Genomic DNA, 14,654 nt, shown 5'->3' with positions numbered 1-14,654 from the left:
TTTCGTGCAGACGGAGCTTGTCATGAGTCGTTGCTTGTCCCCCAAACGCCACTTCCCTTCGAAACTCTCTTTCCCCCTGCTGGCCCTCGGCCTGCTGCCCCTGGCGGCGGTGGCGGAAGATCGCCTCGAGCTGGAGCCGATGCAGATCAGCGAGAAAAGCCCCGCGCCGGTCAGTGTGTCGGCGCAGGCCGAACGCCAGCGTCTGGCCCGCGTGCCCGGCGGCACCAACCTCGTCGAGCCACAGCAGGAGACGCGGCTGGCGACCCTGCGCGACGCGCTGGACTACCAGCCCGGCCTGGTGATCCAGGACTTCTTCGGCGGCACCGACCAGCCGCGCCTGAACATTCGCGGCTCGGGCATCCAGAGCAATCCGGTCAACCGGGGCGTGCTGTTGCTGCAGGACGGCCTGCCGCTCAACGAGGCCGATGGATCCTTCATCATCGGCCTGCTGGAGCCACGCAATGCCTCGTGGATCAGTGCCCGACGCGGTGCTAACGCCGGCAGTCCCGGTGCGACCGCGCTGGGCGGCGAGCTGGAGTTCAATTCGCTGACCGGCGCCGACGAATCCGGACGCGTCCGACTGGAGGCCGGCAGCTTCGGCCGCCAGGGCCTGCAGGCCGCCGCCGGGCTGGATGGACGCGGGCACGATGCGCGGGTGAGCGTCAGCCATGACGAGTACGACGGCTATCGTCATCACTCCGCTTCCCATCGCACCGTGGTGCAGAGCAACTTCGGCCTGGACCTGGGCAACGGTGTGCAGAACCGCAGCTACCTGTCCTATAGCGACCTGACCTTCGAGATCCCCAACGTCATCACCAAGGCGCGTCTGAAGGACGATCCACGCAGCGTGCTGGGTGACGGCAACACCGCGCAGGACCGCCTGCTCAACGTCTACAAGCGCGACCCGCACCGCGACACCCAGCAGCTGCGCCTGGCCAACCGTACGCAGTGGAACGGCGCGGGCTGGCAGCAGAGCTTCGGTGTCTACGGGCAGAACACCCAGGACGATTTCACCGACCCGCTCAGCCACACCCTGACCGACAGCGATACCCTCGGCGCGCAATGGCTTCTCGAAGGCGAACAGCGACTGTTCGGCTACCGCCTGGGCGCCAGTTGGTCCTACAGCGACATGACACGCGAGCTGTACGCCAACAACCCGCAGAACGGCAGCCGCATGCAGCGCTTCGGCAACTTCGACCTGGAGGCGTCCAATCTCGATCTGCTGCTCGGCCTGGACTGGCACCTGGCGCCGGACTGGACCCTGGTCACCGAGGTGAAGTGGAGCGATGTCCGTCGTGATGCGGACTCGCGTGATGGCGCCGGTCATCTCGACCAGGGCTGGAACTTCGCCACGCCGAAGATCGGCTTGAACTGGACGCCCAGCCCGGACCTGCGCTGGTACGCCAACATCAGCCGCAGCCACGAAGCGCCGACATTCTGGGAAATCGTTTCCGCCGAAGTCTCTCCCGCGGCCCCCGCGGCGGCACAAGCGCAGCTGGTCGACCTCGACGTGCAGCGCGCGACCACGTACGAGATTGGTGGCACCGGTCGAATCGCCCAGACCGACTGGAGCCTGACGCTGTACCAGAGCAATGTGGAAGACGAACTGATCTCCACCAGCGATGCCTACGGGGTGAAGGTGGGGACCTACAACTACGGCTCGCGTACCCGCCACCGCGGCGTTGAGGCCGGGATCAACGGCATGCTACCGACGGCGGCGCGCATCGGCGGCGACCTGGCCTATCGGGTGGCATGGACCTTCAGTGATTTCCGCTTCCGCGGTGGTGAGTTCCAGGGCAACCAGATCGCTGGCGTGCCGCGTCAGCTGTGGTCGGCCGAGCTGCTCTACCGGCGCGGGCCGTGGAGCGTCGGACCGAACCTGCGCTGGCTGCCGCAGGACACGCCGACCGACCACGCCAACACCCGCAACAACTACCAGGACTCCTACGCGCTCTGGGGGCTCAAGGCCAGCTACAAGGCGAGCGAAGGGCTGAGCGTCTACGTACAGGGCGACAACCTGGCGGACAAGACCTATGCCAGCAGCTACGTGATCCGCAACCGTGCCGACGCCAGCCAGCCGACCTTCCTCAGCGGTAATGGGCGCAGCCTGAGCGTGGGGGCCGAGTATGCGTTCTAGGTGCTGCGACGTAAAAATCGCGGCGTATCTGGCGGTGAGCTGCAGCAACCAGGCCTCACCGCACACTGCTTCAATAAAGTGAATTTTCGATTCCGGCTAGTTTCAGTCACTGGGCGGTAGACAAGGAGCGCGGTTGCGGAATTCATGGCGCAGGTTGGTATATCGATCGCTTGGAGACTGCGTAACTACGGGGTCTCAGGCGAACGAAGAACAACCACCCAGGGGAATCCTCGTAGATAGTGGTAAAGCGGGGCTCGAATCACTCTCATCGGCCCCTAGTGCCTTAGGGGCCTCACTCGCTTCCGGCGACAGCTACCGACCCATAGCCGCCGCTTGTGGGTGACTTGAGCTTGTCTGCAGACGGCATCCATAATCATCCGGGACACGTTACTCGCGACTCCGTAGCCTAGAAGGAATCACCGCTTCTGGCGCACTACTCCTAATCTCATTTCAATATTCCAGCCTGAAGAAATGGAAGTATTGTTCATGGAAAGAAAACGTAATGCTGATGGGAGTTTGGAAGAGTCAAAAGCCTCTCCCGCCTGTACGCATTCAAACGCCAAAGATGGACTCATCCATGAGGCTCGGCTGTTGATCCTCGCTTACCGAATAGGCGCAGCACCTCTAGCAGCGTTGATTGCATGGGCTGATGAGAAAATACTGGAATGGACCGAGCCACCAGGCTTTGTCATTGATCTTGCTTTAGGGATGATCCCTGAAGTTCCTCAGGAGCTGGATGTCAAACGCAACAGAGTTAGCAGTCTGGAGTGTTCGCAGTTGATTCTTGGGATCTCAGATGAGCTGTCAAAGGGGCGGATAGACCTGAACGAGTTCGGGCGCCGATGCTACGAGCTTGCCCTGATTACAAACGGCCGGAACCAGGACTTGCTGCACTGGATTTCGGATGAGCTCTATTTGTGCAACGAAGGGATAAAGTCTTTTCAAGAGTCAGAAGAGTCCATCAGGTCAGCCATCAGTGAAGTCGCTGCAGCCAGTAATTGACAACACTCTCTGTTTTGCTAACGCCCTGCGCCGCCGCCCCACCCCCTATGAGCTGAAGGGTCGCGTCTGGTTGATTGCGACCCCTGACGAGAGGCCGCTACCGACCCCAAGAGGGGCATCGCTCCAGCGCGCAATACGTATTACCCTCCAGCTTAAGCCAGGGTGGCAGGATTGAGTAAGGTACTCAGTGATGCAAGCTTCTACTTTTGAGATGCTACGGATAGAGCATATTCACGACATTGTATTGCCGAGCGTGGAAACTTGCCTGAAGCCGTTGGGCTTCGAGACTCAGGGGCCTTTGCGGTGGATTCGAAGCACCGATGCTCCGATTCGTCAGTGCTTTCGTCTAGAGCAGTGGAAAGGCGGCATTCTTTCTCCCACATGGGGGCTTTCGCTGGATTTTGTTCCCCACCTATCTGGCAATCAAATCAAGTGGCATCGCACTCCCAAATCAGCCCTGCCCGACCTCACCTTCGACCCGCGTGACAGGTCAATGGAGGTTTCTTACATGCGGGGGATTGACGAAGTAGCACAACTCGTCCCGAGTGTGATGCAAGAAGCTGTCATACAGGCGGGGTATTTCTGGGAGAGCGCTCGTTCAATCGATCAATTGCCAGAGGTATTTGCAGGGGTGAAGAGACATTTGTCCTCCGGTGGGCTGGGCTTCTATAACTTCAGGCAACATCCCATCGCGTACGCATTTGTTCTCGCCATGAACGGCCACCCGGACCTTGCTGAAGCAGAGTTCCAGAAATACACCGAAGGACTACCCAGTACTACCCGAGCTAAGCTGCGAGAGATTTTTGTAGCTGCAGGCGGGCGCCCAAACCAATATGCTGCCTCGACTTAGGAATTTTGGATGGCCGCTCCTGGCCGATTGCTGCTCCTGGCGAGAGGCCGCTACCGACCCACATATGCCGTCATGCAATAGCGCCAGTCCCAGCACCAGCAACTGATGGCCGAAGCACAACCTTGAACGGGCTAATCTACCTGTCACAAGCGTTGGCGTTTGGAAGGGCTATATTTCACCCACTCATCCTCAACTGCGACACGAAGGAAGGCTTGCCAGACGAAGGTAGGCGAGGTGACTCCATGGGCTGTCCCCAGGTCTGCAGCGGCGCGACGCTGCAATGCAGTTTCGGTGTTGCTCCGTCGGCGCTCAACGTACTGCCGGTCAATCGCACCCTTACCGGGGGTATGCCGGCAGCCAACCTGCAGGATCACATCCCTCTGCTGAATATCTTGCCTTTCGGCATGTGCACCAGCCCAGCCAATCCGACGGTGGCCGCCGCTACTGCAGCCGCCCTCGGGGTACTGACGCCAATGCCCTGCATACCGGCCACCGCCGCGCCGTGGATACCCGGCGGTCCGCCCACGACGCTGCTGGGCGGGATGCCGGCGCTGGATGCCAACGGCACACTGATGTGCACCTGGGGCGGGGCGATCAAGGTGGTGTTTCCCGGCCAGGTGCAGATGCTGATTCCCTGATTTGGATCAGGCTTCGCTGGGCTCGCCGCGGTTGCCCAGCCACCAGCGCAGCCGCGAAATGGGTTTGCCGTTTTCGTCCAGCGGGCGACCATCCTCGGCATAGGCGCGTGGCTGATCCAGTGGCGCACCTTTCACGTAGCGTGCCTCCTGCGCCAGTTGGCCGTTGCCATGGAAGCGGCGGAACGGGCCCTCCTGTACACCCTCGCGGTAGAAAGCCTGCTCGGCAAGCGTGCCATCGGCGAGATAGCTACAGGCCTCGCCGTGCATCAGCCCGTCGCGATAACCCACCTTGCGCTGCAGCCAGCCTTCGGCCGCGAAGAAGCGCGCCTCGCCCTGCAGGCGTCCACGTACGTAGGGCAGCCGCGCGCTGGCCTGGCCGTTGGGGTGATAGAGCGTGCTGGTGCCGTGCAGCTCGCCTTCGCGATAGTCCAGGCTGGCCTGCGGGCGGCCGCGCTCGCTGATGCGCAGCGGGCCTTCCAGTTCGCCGTCCTGCAGGCGGCCCTGCAGGGTGCTGTCGCCACGCTTGAGATCGAGGGATGCGCTGTTGCCCATGTCGTTGCCCCTAGTTGATCTTCACCAGGCCACCCTTGAGGGTCAGCATGCCGCCGCCGTCCACCGTCTGCTCGGCGGCGGCCTTGTTGGTGAGGCTGACGCCGGCGTCGTTGGTCAGGGTGGTACCGGCCTTGTTGGTGAGCGAGGTGCCCGCCTGGTTGGTCAGGGACGTCCCCGCCTTGCTGGTCACCGAAGTACCGGCCTGGGCGGCGAGATCGGCGTCGGTTTTCAGCGTCAGGCTGCCGCCACTCTGCAGGGTGAGGGTGCCGCTGACCTTGATAGTGAGGTTGCCGTCCACCGTCAGCTCGAAATTGCCACTGACCTGGTGGCTGTAGTTGCCGCCAGTGCTGTGGGTCTGGTCGGCGCCGACCTTCACCGTACGGGTGTCCTTCACGTCCAGCGCGTCGCTGCCGGTCTGGATGGTCACGCTGCGCTTGCCCTTTTCCAGGGTGATGGTCTCGTCGCCTTCCTTCACCGTGCGGGTGCGGGCGTTCTGCACCGTGAGCGTTTCGTCGTGGCCGATGGTGGCGGTGCTGTCGTTGAGCACGTTCACCTTCATGTCCTTCTGTGCCTGCAGGAAGACTTCCTCGGCATCTTTCTTGTCCTCGAAGCGCAGCTCGTTGAAGCCACCGCCACCCTTGGACGAGTTGGTCTTGATGCCGGATTGTGTCTGGTTGTCCGGCAGCGCATAGGGCAGGGCGTTGTCGCCGTTGTAGACGCAACCGGTCACCAGCGGACGGTCCGGGTCGCCGTCGATGAAGGTGACGATCACCTCCTGGCCTATGCGTGGGATGAATTGCATGCCGAAACCCTTGCCGCTCCACGGCAGTACCACGCGCACCCAGCAGGACGAGGCTTCGTCGTTCTTGCCCTCGAGGTCCCAGGGGAACTGGATCTTGATGCGGCCGTACTGGTCGGTCCAGATCTCCTCGCCGGCCTTGCCCACCACCTTGGCGGTCTGGGTGTGCATGCGCGGCTTGGGCGTGGTGCGGGAAGGGCGGTAGGCAGTGGACTTGGGGATGGCCTCGAAGCGATTGCTGTAGTGCTCGTGGTCGGCCTCGTGGGTCACCGAGGTCAGTACCCAGTCGATATTCAGGCTGGCGTCGTCATGCCCGGTGAGGGTGAACCAGTGCCCCGGCACCAACCAGCGGCAGTCGCTCTCGCCGATCAGGCGCTTCTCCTGGCTGCGCAGGCCGTCCACCCGCTGCTTGGTCAGCGCATCGCCGCGGGCCTTGGCGGTATAGCCACCGGGATGTTCGTACTGCGCGCGCGGCCCGGCCTCGGCCTGTGCCTGGGAGTAGAGCGAGGTGGTGGGCGTGGTGAACTCGTAGTCGGTGGCGCTGTAGGTCCCGGCAACCGCCTGCAGGCAGTACTGCGCCGAACGGATGCCGTGCAGTTCGCGTACGCCGATCTCCTGTCCCAGGTATGGCACCTTCGGCCCGTTGGGGATGGGCGGGAAGGCGTCGTTGCTGTCCGCCAGCACCAGCGTGTGCTTGCCCTCTTCGTGGGTGAAGAACCAGAAGATGCCTTCTTCCTCCAGCAGCCGCGAGACGAAGGCGAAGTCGGTTTCGCCGTACTGCACACAATACTCGCGCGGCTCGTAACTGCCGCTCAGTGACAGCTTGAAGTCGGTGAAGCCGTGGGCCTTGAAGACGGTGGTAACGATGTCGCTGGTGGCGAGGTTCTGGAATACCCGGTTGTTGCTGGCCAGGGTCAGCCACCAGAGCCAAGGGCGCAGCACCAACTGATAGCACTCGGCGGTGGCGTTGGCGGGGAGCTGGTGGATTTCGGCGATGAGGGCGTCGAGGGGGCGTTGCTGGGCGTCGTTGTGGAGTGTGGCGGTGATATGAGAGGCCACCGTACTGGAAAGCGAGAGTGGACTTGTGCTAATGCCAATTAGATACAAGTTGACGAAGTTGCTCAACGCTTCGTGCCCTGAAACTGTTTGCGCACGGAGCCCCGTCAGCGCTGTTGCCGTGACGGAGATGCTAGTGGTGGCATCAATGGGGTGAGGCATATTGATCTTAATATTCTGTTAATAGAATGGCCTGTCGGTGTTGTGGGTGTTTTTGAAGTGTGGGTCTAGGCCTAGGTCGAGTTCGATCTCCCAATAGTTGAGGTCGCATTCTCCAGATGTCGTTTTCTTATATGGTTTAAGTAGCTCGAAGCTATCGCCCCAAAAAAAACCGACCTGACGCTGCTTTACGCAAGAATTGGAGCTATCGCTACAGGCATGAATAAGATATCCGGATTTTTTTGTAGTAAGAGATGCCTCCCTTTCCCTTACTGAGGCAGAGGTGATTATGTGAATGTCAGGTTCGCCGTAGTGCGGAGTGTCGCGGGCAGCGGTTTTATATACATGGTCAAGGCATATTTCAATTCCGCAGCGAATTGATCGATGTCTTGTGTTCGTTGTTTTTATGTCAAATCGTCCATCTTTACTTCCTGGAATGTGGACGGTTTGTCCGTTAGTAAGAACTTCGTGGAAGTCTCCTTTCTTGTTGTATTTGCACAATATTTCTCCGTCGAGAAAGACGTATGCAGTGTTGCGTCCGATGTAACTGGCTGTCGGGGCGGTGGGTAAGCCGTTGGTTTCTCCTACTTGGGTTAACTTCTCGTTTGTGGTGAGCGCGTTGCGACCCGCGCTAGAGCCAGAAAGTTGGTCATTAATGGCAATTCCAACTAGCGTTGGATACGCCTTTAAAGCTTGAATTGCCTTTTGTTGGCGGGTTAAAGGATTTGTTGAGAACGAATACCACTCGCGATTCAGGGTTTTTTGCCAAGCTATTGTTCCTGGTATGAAGACTACTCCTGGATTAGCCTCGCTGTAGTTTTTAAGTTCGGCAAGAAGTAGGTTCTTTTGATCTGAGCTAAGATGCCGTTGATCGCCATATTTATGGGCGCCATCTGGAGCTTGTTCGGCAAAATAATATTCCGGGGCTACAAATATTCCTGCTGGCTTGTCGGTAAGTGGGAGCTTTGTATTTATCTCTTTATAAGCCTCATCCATTGCGGCTTTTAGTTTTTTTTCGCGAACAGCAACAGACCAGTGCTGCATGGCTTGAGTATTCATTGACCAAATGGCCACGATCATCTTTTTCATCGAAAACTCCACCTGTCAGATCAGCAAATGGTATGGGGTGTGGATGTCTCGTTGATCCTATTCCAATACCCACTCCGCCAACTTCCCTGTCACTTCCGCCATCAGCACATTCTCGATATCCCTTGCCCCCGCCGAGCTGCATTTGGCGAGCACGGCCTTGACGATCGCCTGGTCGAAATCGAACTGTTTCCCGGTCGCCGCCTTGTAGCGCTCACGCAGTTTTTCCAGCTTGGCGACGACGATGCCTTCCAGCGTCGCTTCCTCCAGCGGTCGATAGGGCACCACCGTCATGCGCGCCAGGAAGGCGGCACGGAAGGCTTGCAGCAGCACCTTGCGCAGGCGTTCGTCGGCGATCTGTTCGGGTGGGACGTCCAGCAGCAATTCGGCGGCGACGTTGCTGGTGGCGAGGATCACGGTGTTCTTGAAGTCCACCACCAGGCCGGTGCCGTCTTCCATCACACCCTTGTCGAAGACGTTGTAGAAGGCCTCCAGCACGTCGGGGTGGGCCTTTTCGATTTCGTCCAGCAGCACCACCGAGTAGGGGCGGCGGCGCACGGCTTCGGTGAGCACGCCGCCGGTGCCGTAGCCGACGTAGCCGGGCGGGGCGCCCTTGAGTTGGCTGACGGTATGGGCTTCCTGATACTCGGAAAGGTTGATGCTGATGAGGTTGCGCTCGCCGCCATAGAGGGCATCAGCCAGGGCGTAGGCGGTCTCGGTCTTGCCCACGCCGGTGGGGCCGAGCAGGAGGAACACGCCCACCGGTTTGGCCGGGTCGGTGAGGCCGGCGCGGTAGGCCTGGATGCGCTGGGCGATGGTGCCCAGCGCGGCTTCCTGGCCCATCACCCGCTGGCCCATGCGCTGGGCCAGGGTGCGGATGGCGTGGGCTTCGTCGGCGAGCATCTTGCCCACTGGGATGCCGGTCCAGCCCGCGATCACCGCGGCGACGGTCTTCGAGTCGACCTGTTCGGGAACTAGCGGATCGTCCTCGCGGATGGCATCGAGGCCGGCTTCCAGGCGCGCCAGTTCGGCGGCCAGGTGGTCGATGCGTCCGTCGAGTTCCTCGTCGGGTTTAGCGGCGTCGGCGCTCTCGCTCAGGGTCAGCAGTTCGCGGCGTGATTGCAGCAGCTCGCGCACGGCTTCGCGCTCCTCGCCCCAGCGTTTTTCCAGGGCACGGATGGCCGACAGGTTGCCCACTGACTCCTGCTCCAGGCCGGTAATGCGCGCGCTGTGGTCCAGGCCGGTGGCCTGCTCGCGGCGCAGGCGTTGCAGCTCTTCCTCCACTGCCAGTTCGCGGTGGCGCAGGTTCTCCAGAGCCGGCGGCACGTCGTGCTGGGCCAGGGCGACGCGGGCGCAGGCGGTGTCCAGCACGCTGATGGCCTTGTCCGGCAACTGGCGGCCGGAGATGTAGCGGTGCGACAGTTTGACCGCGTCCTGAATGGCCACGTCCAGTACCTGCACGCCGTGGTGCTGTTCGAGTTTGGCGGCGACGCCGCGCAGCATGTCGACGGCGGTAGCCTCGTCGGGCTCCTCGACCTGCACCAGCTGGAAGCGCCGGGCCAGCGCCGGGTCCTTCTCGAAATACTTCTTGTATTCCAGCCAGGTGGTGGCGGCCAGGGTGCGCAGTTCGCCACGGGCCAGCGCCGGCTTGAGCAGGTTGGCGGCGTCGCTGCCACCTTCCGCGCCCCCTGCGCCGATCAGGGTGTGGGCCTCGTCGATGAACAGGATGATCGGCTGTTCGCTGTTGCGCACTGCATCAATCACGCCTTTCAGGCGCTGTTCGAACTCGCCCTTGACCCCGGCGCCGGCCTGCAGCAGGCCGAGGTCCAGGACGCGCAGCACCACGCCTTGCAGGGGCGGCGGCACCTCACCGGCGGCGATGCGCAGGGCCAGGCCTTCCACCACTGCGGTTTTGCCGACACCGGGGGCGCCGACCAGGATCGGGTTGTTCTGCCGGCGGCGCAGGAGGATGTCCACGCATTGGCGGATCTCGCCGTCGCGCCCGACTATGGGGTCGATGCGCCCGGCGTGGGCGTCGGCGGTGAGGTCCTGGGTGTACTGGTCAAGCACACTGTCCTGGGCCGGTGCGCTGTTGGGTGCGGCCTTGGCCGGAGGGCGTGCGCCGGGCGGCTGCTCGCGGGAGCCTTCGGTCCATTCCAGGAGCTTCTCGCGCAGTGTCTCGTGGGGAATGCGCAGTAGCGATGAGGCGCTGTTGAGCAGCAGGGCGCGGCGTTCCTCGCGGTCGAGCAGGGCGAGCAGCAGTAGCCCGGAGCGGATCGCCGGCTGGCCGAGCACGCTGGCTTGCACCACCGCGTCTTCCAGCAGGCCGATGGTCTGCGGCGACAGCGCCGGGGTGCGCGTGCTGCCAATGCGGAACAGCTCCAGCGCGGTGTTGATCTCGCCCACCAGTTGGTCGCGTTCGAGGCCGAAGCGAGGCAGCAGGCGGGCGAGGTCGCCGCCGTCGATGTCCAGCAGTTCCAGCAGCAGGTGCTCGATCTCGACATAGTGGTGGGTGCGTTGCAGACAGCGCTGCGCGGCGCGCTCCAGGGCGCGGCGGGATTCGGGGTTGAGGCGGCCGATCAGGCTGGCGAGGTCCATCAGGGCATCTCCGCGTGGCGCAGGGTCAGGTCGATGGGTTGTATGGCGCCGCCGCTGCGGCGCAGGCCGGTGTTCCAGTTCAGTCGCGGGCCATTGCCATGTCCCAGGGCCAGCGGTCCGCTGGCGCGCACCAGCAGGCGGAGGCGGCAGTCGAGGTCGGGGCCGAAGTACAGCGCGCAGAGGTGGGCCAGCAGCGGATAGGCGATGCCGTCCGGGAAGAAGTGCCGCGCCGTGGCTTCGTCCAGCGGGCCTAGGCGCAGGTGGAAGCCGGCGTGTTCGTCCCACACGCGGGTGCCGGCGATGGCGTCGCGGCCGAGGCCGAGGTTGGCGCCGCCGCGTTGCAGCACGCTGCGCCGCGCCGGCGGAATCTCGCGCCAGGCGCCGGCATAGGCCTCGCACTCGGCAGGGATGCCGAACTGTTCGCGGAGCATGGCGGCGAAGCCCACCAGCGAACGGCGATTGCCCGAGAAGTGCGCGCTGCGGGCGAGTACGCCGGCGTCGGGCAGCGCGCCGCGCTCATGCAGTCCTGCTGGCAGCAGCCCCACCAGGGCCCGCAGCGGGCGGCGCAGGGGCGAGGCGGCAGGATTCTGGAAACCCACGGCCAGCCGGTGTTTGCGCAATACCCGGTAGAGCAGGCTGAGCAGACGGTGCTGGAACAGGTCGAGGAATTCAGCGGGGGCGTGGTCCTTCTGCCGGGCGCGTTGCTGCAGCCATTCCTGGTAGGCGTAGGGCAGGGCACCGTCGGCACCGCCCAGGCCGAAGATGGAGGTGCTCAGCAGCGGCCGGTCGTCCTCGTCTTCCAGGGCGTCGATCTGGCTGGGGGCGAACACCGGCGTCAGCGGGCCGCGCAGGCGCAATGCTTCGGCGTCCGGGCGGCTGCCGTGACCCAGTGGCGTGGCCTGGGGCTGTTCATGCTCGAGCAGCAGCAGGGCCTGCAGCCACTCGAAACGATGCGGCTCGGCGCGTAGGCGCCGGCTCAGAGAGTGATGGGCTGGCCGGCCTGGGGCTGCCATCGGCAAATCTCCTGGTCCGATTGCACCAGCACCGTGCGCACGAAGCGGTTGGCGTTGGCGTAGAGCGAGAAGAACTGTGCGAGCACGGCGCCGAACAGCACCGCGCTGGCGCCGACGTAGGCCTGGCGTTCCAAGTGCACGCGAACCTCCAGGCCGTTGCGCCACCCGCGCCATGCATCGCTGCCTACATGGTCGACGACACGTGTACAGTCCAGCCGGACCAGCCCCTCGATCTGCCGGGCGGCCAGCTTGTCTTCGCTGAAATCGTGCAGCGAGAGAATTTCCCGCAGGGCGTCGAGGGCCTGCGGGCCTTCCACCAGCGACAGGTGGTTGAGCGTGAGCTGCGAGACCAGTTGCCAGCGTGAAGGACCATCCAGCCCCGGTTGGCATTGCCGACTCGGTGCGCGCAGCAGGCTGGCGCGGGCCACCGGGCCGGGGCGCTCGAAGGCCAGCTCGGTACCGGCCGGCAGGTACTCGGCCAGGCTGCGATTGGTGCACAGCAGCTCGGCGCTGAGGCTGTACTGGGGCGTTTCTTCCAGGGGTTGCAGGCCGGCGTCTACCAGGGTCAGCAGGAGGTCGCTGCCGCGCCGGTTGGGCGTCATGCCTTCGACCCGCCGTGCTTGCCAGTACAGGCCGAACGCGCCGGGGCGGTGCTGGGTGCCGTGGTAGGGCGCGACCTCGACCACGCCCAGCGGGGTGCTGGCACGCAGGGAGCGGATGCTGTGGATTTCCACCGAGTTCTCGCGGTGGGCGTCGGCGATCAGACGGTATTCGCTACGCGTGCCATCCGGCCGCAACGGTTCGGAGGTGCGCGGGAACAGATTGATCGCCGGCACGCAGCCCAGCGCCAGGTCGCTGGCCTGCAGGGTCAGGCGGGCGGGCGCGGGGCGGTCGAAGAGAATGTACAGGTAGAGTTGCTCGCCGCTGGCCCGTAGCCCCTGGAGCGGCAGGTCGAAGAAGGCGAACTTGTCGGGGAAGGCGAAGTATTCGGCGAGCAGGCGCAAGCCGGGATGCACGCGTTCGTCTTCCGGTAGCAGGGCCTGTTCGGCGGCGAACCCGACCCGTTGTGGCAGGCCGGCGAGGCGTTGCGGTTCGGAGCCCTGGGCTTCGGCGATGAGGCCGCAGGCATGGGCGCCGAGCAGGTCGTAGAGGGCGGCCTTGGCAACGGCGTTGGCGGTCAGGTGGATGCGCAGGCTCTCGATGTCCAGGCCGGCCCAGCCGTCCTTGTCGAGGCAGCGCAGGTCCAGGCGCAGGGCCCCGCGCACGCCGGCGCTGCCGGTGGCGGCCTGGGCTTCTTCGGCGCCGAGCAGCACGACTTCCTCGATGCGGAGCGGCCACAGGGTGACTTCGGCGGTGGTGCGCCAGTGCAGGGTCTGGCCGCGAAGTTCTTCAGGCAGTTCGATGCGCTCCTGGCCCGGCACGCTGACGAACAACGGGGTGCCGCGCGGCAGGTGGAAGCCGGCGCTCAGCTTGCCCTTGGCCGGGTCCGGCTCGAAGCGCACCACGGCGCAGGAGGGCAGGGGCCGCAGGGCAAGGGGATAGAGTTGCTCCAGCAGGGCGTCGCTGAACTGCGCGTAGTCGTCGTCCAGGCGTCGTTGCAGGCGCGCAGCAAGCAGGGCGAAGCCTTCCAGCAGGCGTTCGACGTGGGGGTCGCCGCACTCGCCGGGGCCTAGTTCCAGGCGGCGCGCCACCTTGGGATAGCGCGCCGCGAAACCGGCGCCGGCGTGGCGCAGCCAGGTCAGTTCGCGCTGGTAATAATCCAGCAGTTCGGCATCAATCGAGTCGCTCATGGCGTACTTCCAGTGTTCCGCCAACGGGGATGAGTTCGAACAGAAGGGGCGCTCGGCCAGTGTCCTGGCGCAGGTTGCCGAGCAGGCGTACGCGCAGGCGCTGCGGGTGCTGCGGATCGGCATCGACCACGACTTCGCTCAGCCCCAGGCGTGGTTCGAAGCGGGTCACCGCGCGGCGGATTTCACGGGCCAGGTACAGACGGTCGGCTTCGCGTCGGGCCTGCAGGGCCGTCCAGTCAGCAATGCCGTAAGCCAGGATGCCAACACCGTTGCCCGCGGGGCTGCGGCTGTTGAGCAGACGCGACAGTTCCTGCGCGACCGAGGCCGCCAGGGCTCGCTGGTCGAGTGCCGGTTCCGCCTCTCCGGCTTCGGAGAGGCGGTCCAGCAGTGGTGGCCGAGCGATGCCGTGCAAGGCCCGGTTTCCTTAACTGGCCAGCTTGTTGGCGGCCATGTCCCAGGTCGAGGCGGCGGTGCCTTCCTTGCTGCCGTCGTCCTTCTGCGCCGTGAGCTCCCATTTGATCTTGGTGAAGTTCAACGACATTGTTTCCACCGGTTTGCCACCGGCGCCACCGCTGACGCTGACGTTGGACAGCACCACGTTGTTCAGTGTGTAGGTGATGAAGGGCATGATCTTGCCGTCGCCCTCGGCGGCGTTGCGGCCGATGGTCAGGGTGGCGGTGGGGATGGCTTTGCCGGAGCAGCAGTATTCGTTGAGCGTCGGGGTCGAGGTGTCGACGAACTTGGTCAGGGTGAATTCGCCGATGTGCGGTTTGCCGGAGGTGCGCTCTGAGTTGCTGACATCGTTGGTCACCTGCATGGCGACGTTGTGGCTGTACGACATGATTTCGATCTTGTTTTCGAAGCCGGCCAGCAGGCTGTCGCCCTTGATGTCGTCGCCCAGGTCGAGAAGTATCGCATCCATGTTGGAAAACTCCGCTGCATGAAAGAGGTGGGATCAGGTGAAGAGGCCGCCC

General features: G+C 63.6%; 12 protein-coding genes. 4 read left to right on the top strand and 8 right to left on the bottom strand.

The genetic code is table 11. From position 1 onward, the window contains the following. Positions 1 to 22: 22 nt before the first annotated feature. The 4 genes from IB261_RS17140 (at position 23) to IB261_RS17125 (ending at position 4,627) form a co-directional block, all read left to right on the top strand. Positions 23 to 2,137 (top strand): TonB-dependent receptor family protein, encoded by a 2,115-nt coding sequence (locus IB261_RS17140; RefSeq protein ID WP_138216969.1) that lies wholly within the window; start codon positions 23 to 25, stop codon positions 2,135 to 2,137. 486 nt (positions 2,138 to 2,623) lie between these two features. After that, positions 2,624 to 3,139, top strand: a complete 516-nt coding sequence (locus IB261_RS17135; protein WP_138216965.1) for a hypothetical protein — start codon at positions 2,624 to 2,626, stop codon at positions 3,137 to 3,139. Positions 3,140 to 3,329: 190 nt separating this feature from the next. Then, positions 3,330 to 3,989 (top strand): hypothetical protein, encoded by a 660-nt coding sequence (locus IB261_RS17130; protein WP_138216964.1) that lies wholly within the window; start codon positions 3,330 to 3,332, stop codon positions 3,987 to 3,989. Between the two features lie 242 nt (positions 3,990 to 4,231). Further along, positions 4,232 to 4,627, top strand: a complete 396-nt coding sequence (locus IB261_RS17125) for a DUF4280 domain-containing protein (protein WP_192382658.1) — start codon at positions 4,232 to 4,234, stop codon at positions 4,625 to 4,627. 6 nt (positions 4,628 to 4,633) lie between these two features. Here the strand turns inward: IB261_RS17125 and IB261_RS17120 are convergent, their stop codons facing one another. From IB261_RS17120 to IB261_RS17085, 8 genes are read right to left on the bottom strand one after another with little or no spacing between them, the layout of a single operon-like run. Further along, on the bottom strand, positions 4,634 to 5,179 hold the full coding sequence (locus IB261_RS17120) for a toxin-antitoxin system YwqK family antitoxin (RefSeq protein ID WP_192382657.1): 546 nt from the start codon (positions 5,177 to 5,179) through the stop codon (positions 4,634 to 4,636). A gap of 10 nt (positions 5,180 to 5,189) precedes the next feature. After that, positions 5,190 to 7,196 (bottom strand): type VI secretion system tip protein TssI/VgrG, encoded by a 2,007-nt coding sequence (gene tssI / locus IB261_RS17115; RefSeq protein WP_192382656.1) that lies wholly within the window; start codon positions 7,194 to 7,196, stop codon positions 5,190 to 5,192. A gap of 18 nt (positions 7,197 to 7,214) precedes the next feature. Beyond that, complete coding sequence (locus tag IB261_RS17110; protein ID WP_192382655.1) at positions 7,215 to 8,282, bottom strand: hypothetical protein; 1,068 nt, start codon at positions 8,280 to 8,282, stop codon at positions 7,215 to 7,217. 57 nt (positions 8,283 to 8,339) lie between these two features. Next, positions 8,340 to 10,877, bottom strand: a complete 2,538-nt coding sequence (tssH, locus tag IB261_RS17105; protein WP_192382654.1) for a type VI secretion system ATPase TssH — start codon at positions 10,875 to 10,877, stop codon at positions 8,340 to 8,342. Beyond that, entirely contained in the window at positions 10,877 to 11,890 is a 1,014-nt protein-coding gene (gene tssG, locus IB261_RS17100; RefSeq protein ID WP_192382653.1) for a type VI secretion system baseplate subunit TssG, read from the bottom strand. Before tssG ends, tssH begins: the two co-directional genes overlap by 1 nt. Further along, entirely contained in the window at positions 11,854 to 13,680 is a 1,827-nt protein-coding gene (gene tssF / locus IB261_RS17095) for a type VI secretion system baseplate subunit TssF (protein ID WP_192382652.1), read from the bottom strand. Before tssF ends, tssG begins: the two co-directional genes overlap by 37 nt. Next, positions 13,664 to 14,092 (bottom strand): type VI secretion system baseplate subunit TssE, encoded by a 429-nt coding sequence (gene tssE, locus IB261_RS17090; protein ID WP_192382651.1) that lies wholly within the window; start codon positions 14,090 to 14,092, stop codon positions 13,664 to 13,666. Before tssE ends, tssF begins: the two co-directional genes overlap by 17 nt. A 12-nt stretch (positions 14,093 to 14,104) precedes the next feature. Beyond that, entirely contained in the window at positions 14,105 to 14,602 is a 498-nt protein-coding gene (locus tag IB261_RS17085; protein ID WP_045209415.1) for an Hcp family type VI secretion system effector, read from the bottom strand. Positions 14,603 to 14,654: the final 52 nt, after the last annotated feature.

The organism is Pseudomonas sp. PDM20 (assembly GCF_014852575.3).
In the GTDB taxonomy this organism is placed as follows: domain Bacteria; phylum Pseudomonadota; class Gammaproteobacteria; order Pseudomonadales; family Pseudomonadaceae; genus Pseudomonas.
The sequence above is the reverse complement of the archived record's forward strand: the minus strand, read 5'-3'. Positions and strand labels throughout refer to the sequence as shown.

Bases quoted from the DNA above. Each gene is read 5' to 3' on its own strand.
- tssH (WP_192382654.1), bottom strand. From the start codon at position 10,877: ATGGACCTCGCCAGCCTGATCGGCCGCCTCAACCCCGAATCCCGCCGC.
- tssI (WP_192382656.1), bottom strand. From the start codon at position 7,196: ATGCCTCACCCCATTGATGCCACCACTAGCATCTCCGTCACGGCAACA.
- IB261_RS17140 (WP_138216969.1), top strand. From the start codon at position 23: ATGAGTCGTTGCTTGTCCCCCAAACGCCACTTCCCTTCGAAACTCTCT.
- tssF (WP_192382652.1), bottom strand. From the start codon at position 13,680: ATGAGCGACTCGATTGATGCCGAACTGCTGGATTATTACCAGCGCGAA.
- IB261_RS17110 (WP_192382655.1), bottom strand. From the start codon at position 8,282: ATGAAAAAGATGATCGTGGCCATTTGGTCAATGAATACTCAAGCCATG.
- IB261_RS17135 (WP_138216965.1), top strand. From the start codon at position 2,624: ATGGAAAGAAAACGTAATGCTGATGGGAGTTTGGAAGAGTCAAAAGCC.
- IB261_RS17130 (WP_138216964.1), top strand. From the start codon at position 3,330: ATGCAAGCTTCTACTTTTGAGATGCTACGGATAGAGCATATTCACGAC.
- IB261_RS17085 (WP_045209415.1), bottom strand. From the start codon at position 14,602: ATGGATGCGATACTTCTCGACCTGGGCGACGACATCAAGGGCGACAGC.
- IB261_RS17120 (WP_192382657.1), bottom strand. From the start codon at position 5,179: ATGGGCAACAGCGCATCCCTCGATCTCAAGCGTGGCGACAGCACCCTG.
- tssG (WP_192382653.1), bottom strand. From the start codon at position 11,890: ATGGCAGCCCCAGGCCGGCCAGCCCATCACTCTCTGAGCCGGCGCCTA.
- IB261_RS17125 (WP_192382658.1), top strand. From the start codon at position 4,232: ATGGGCTGTCCCCAGGTCTGCAGCGGCGCGACGCTGCAATGCAGTTTC.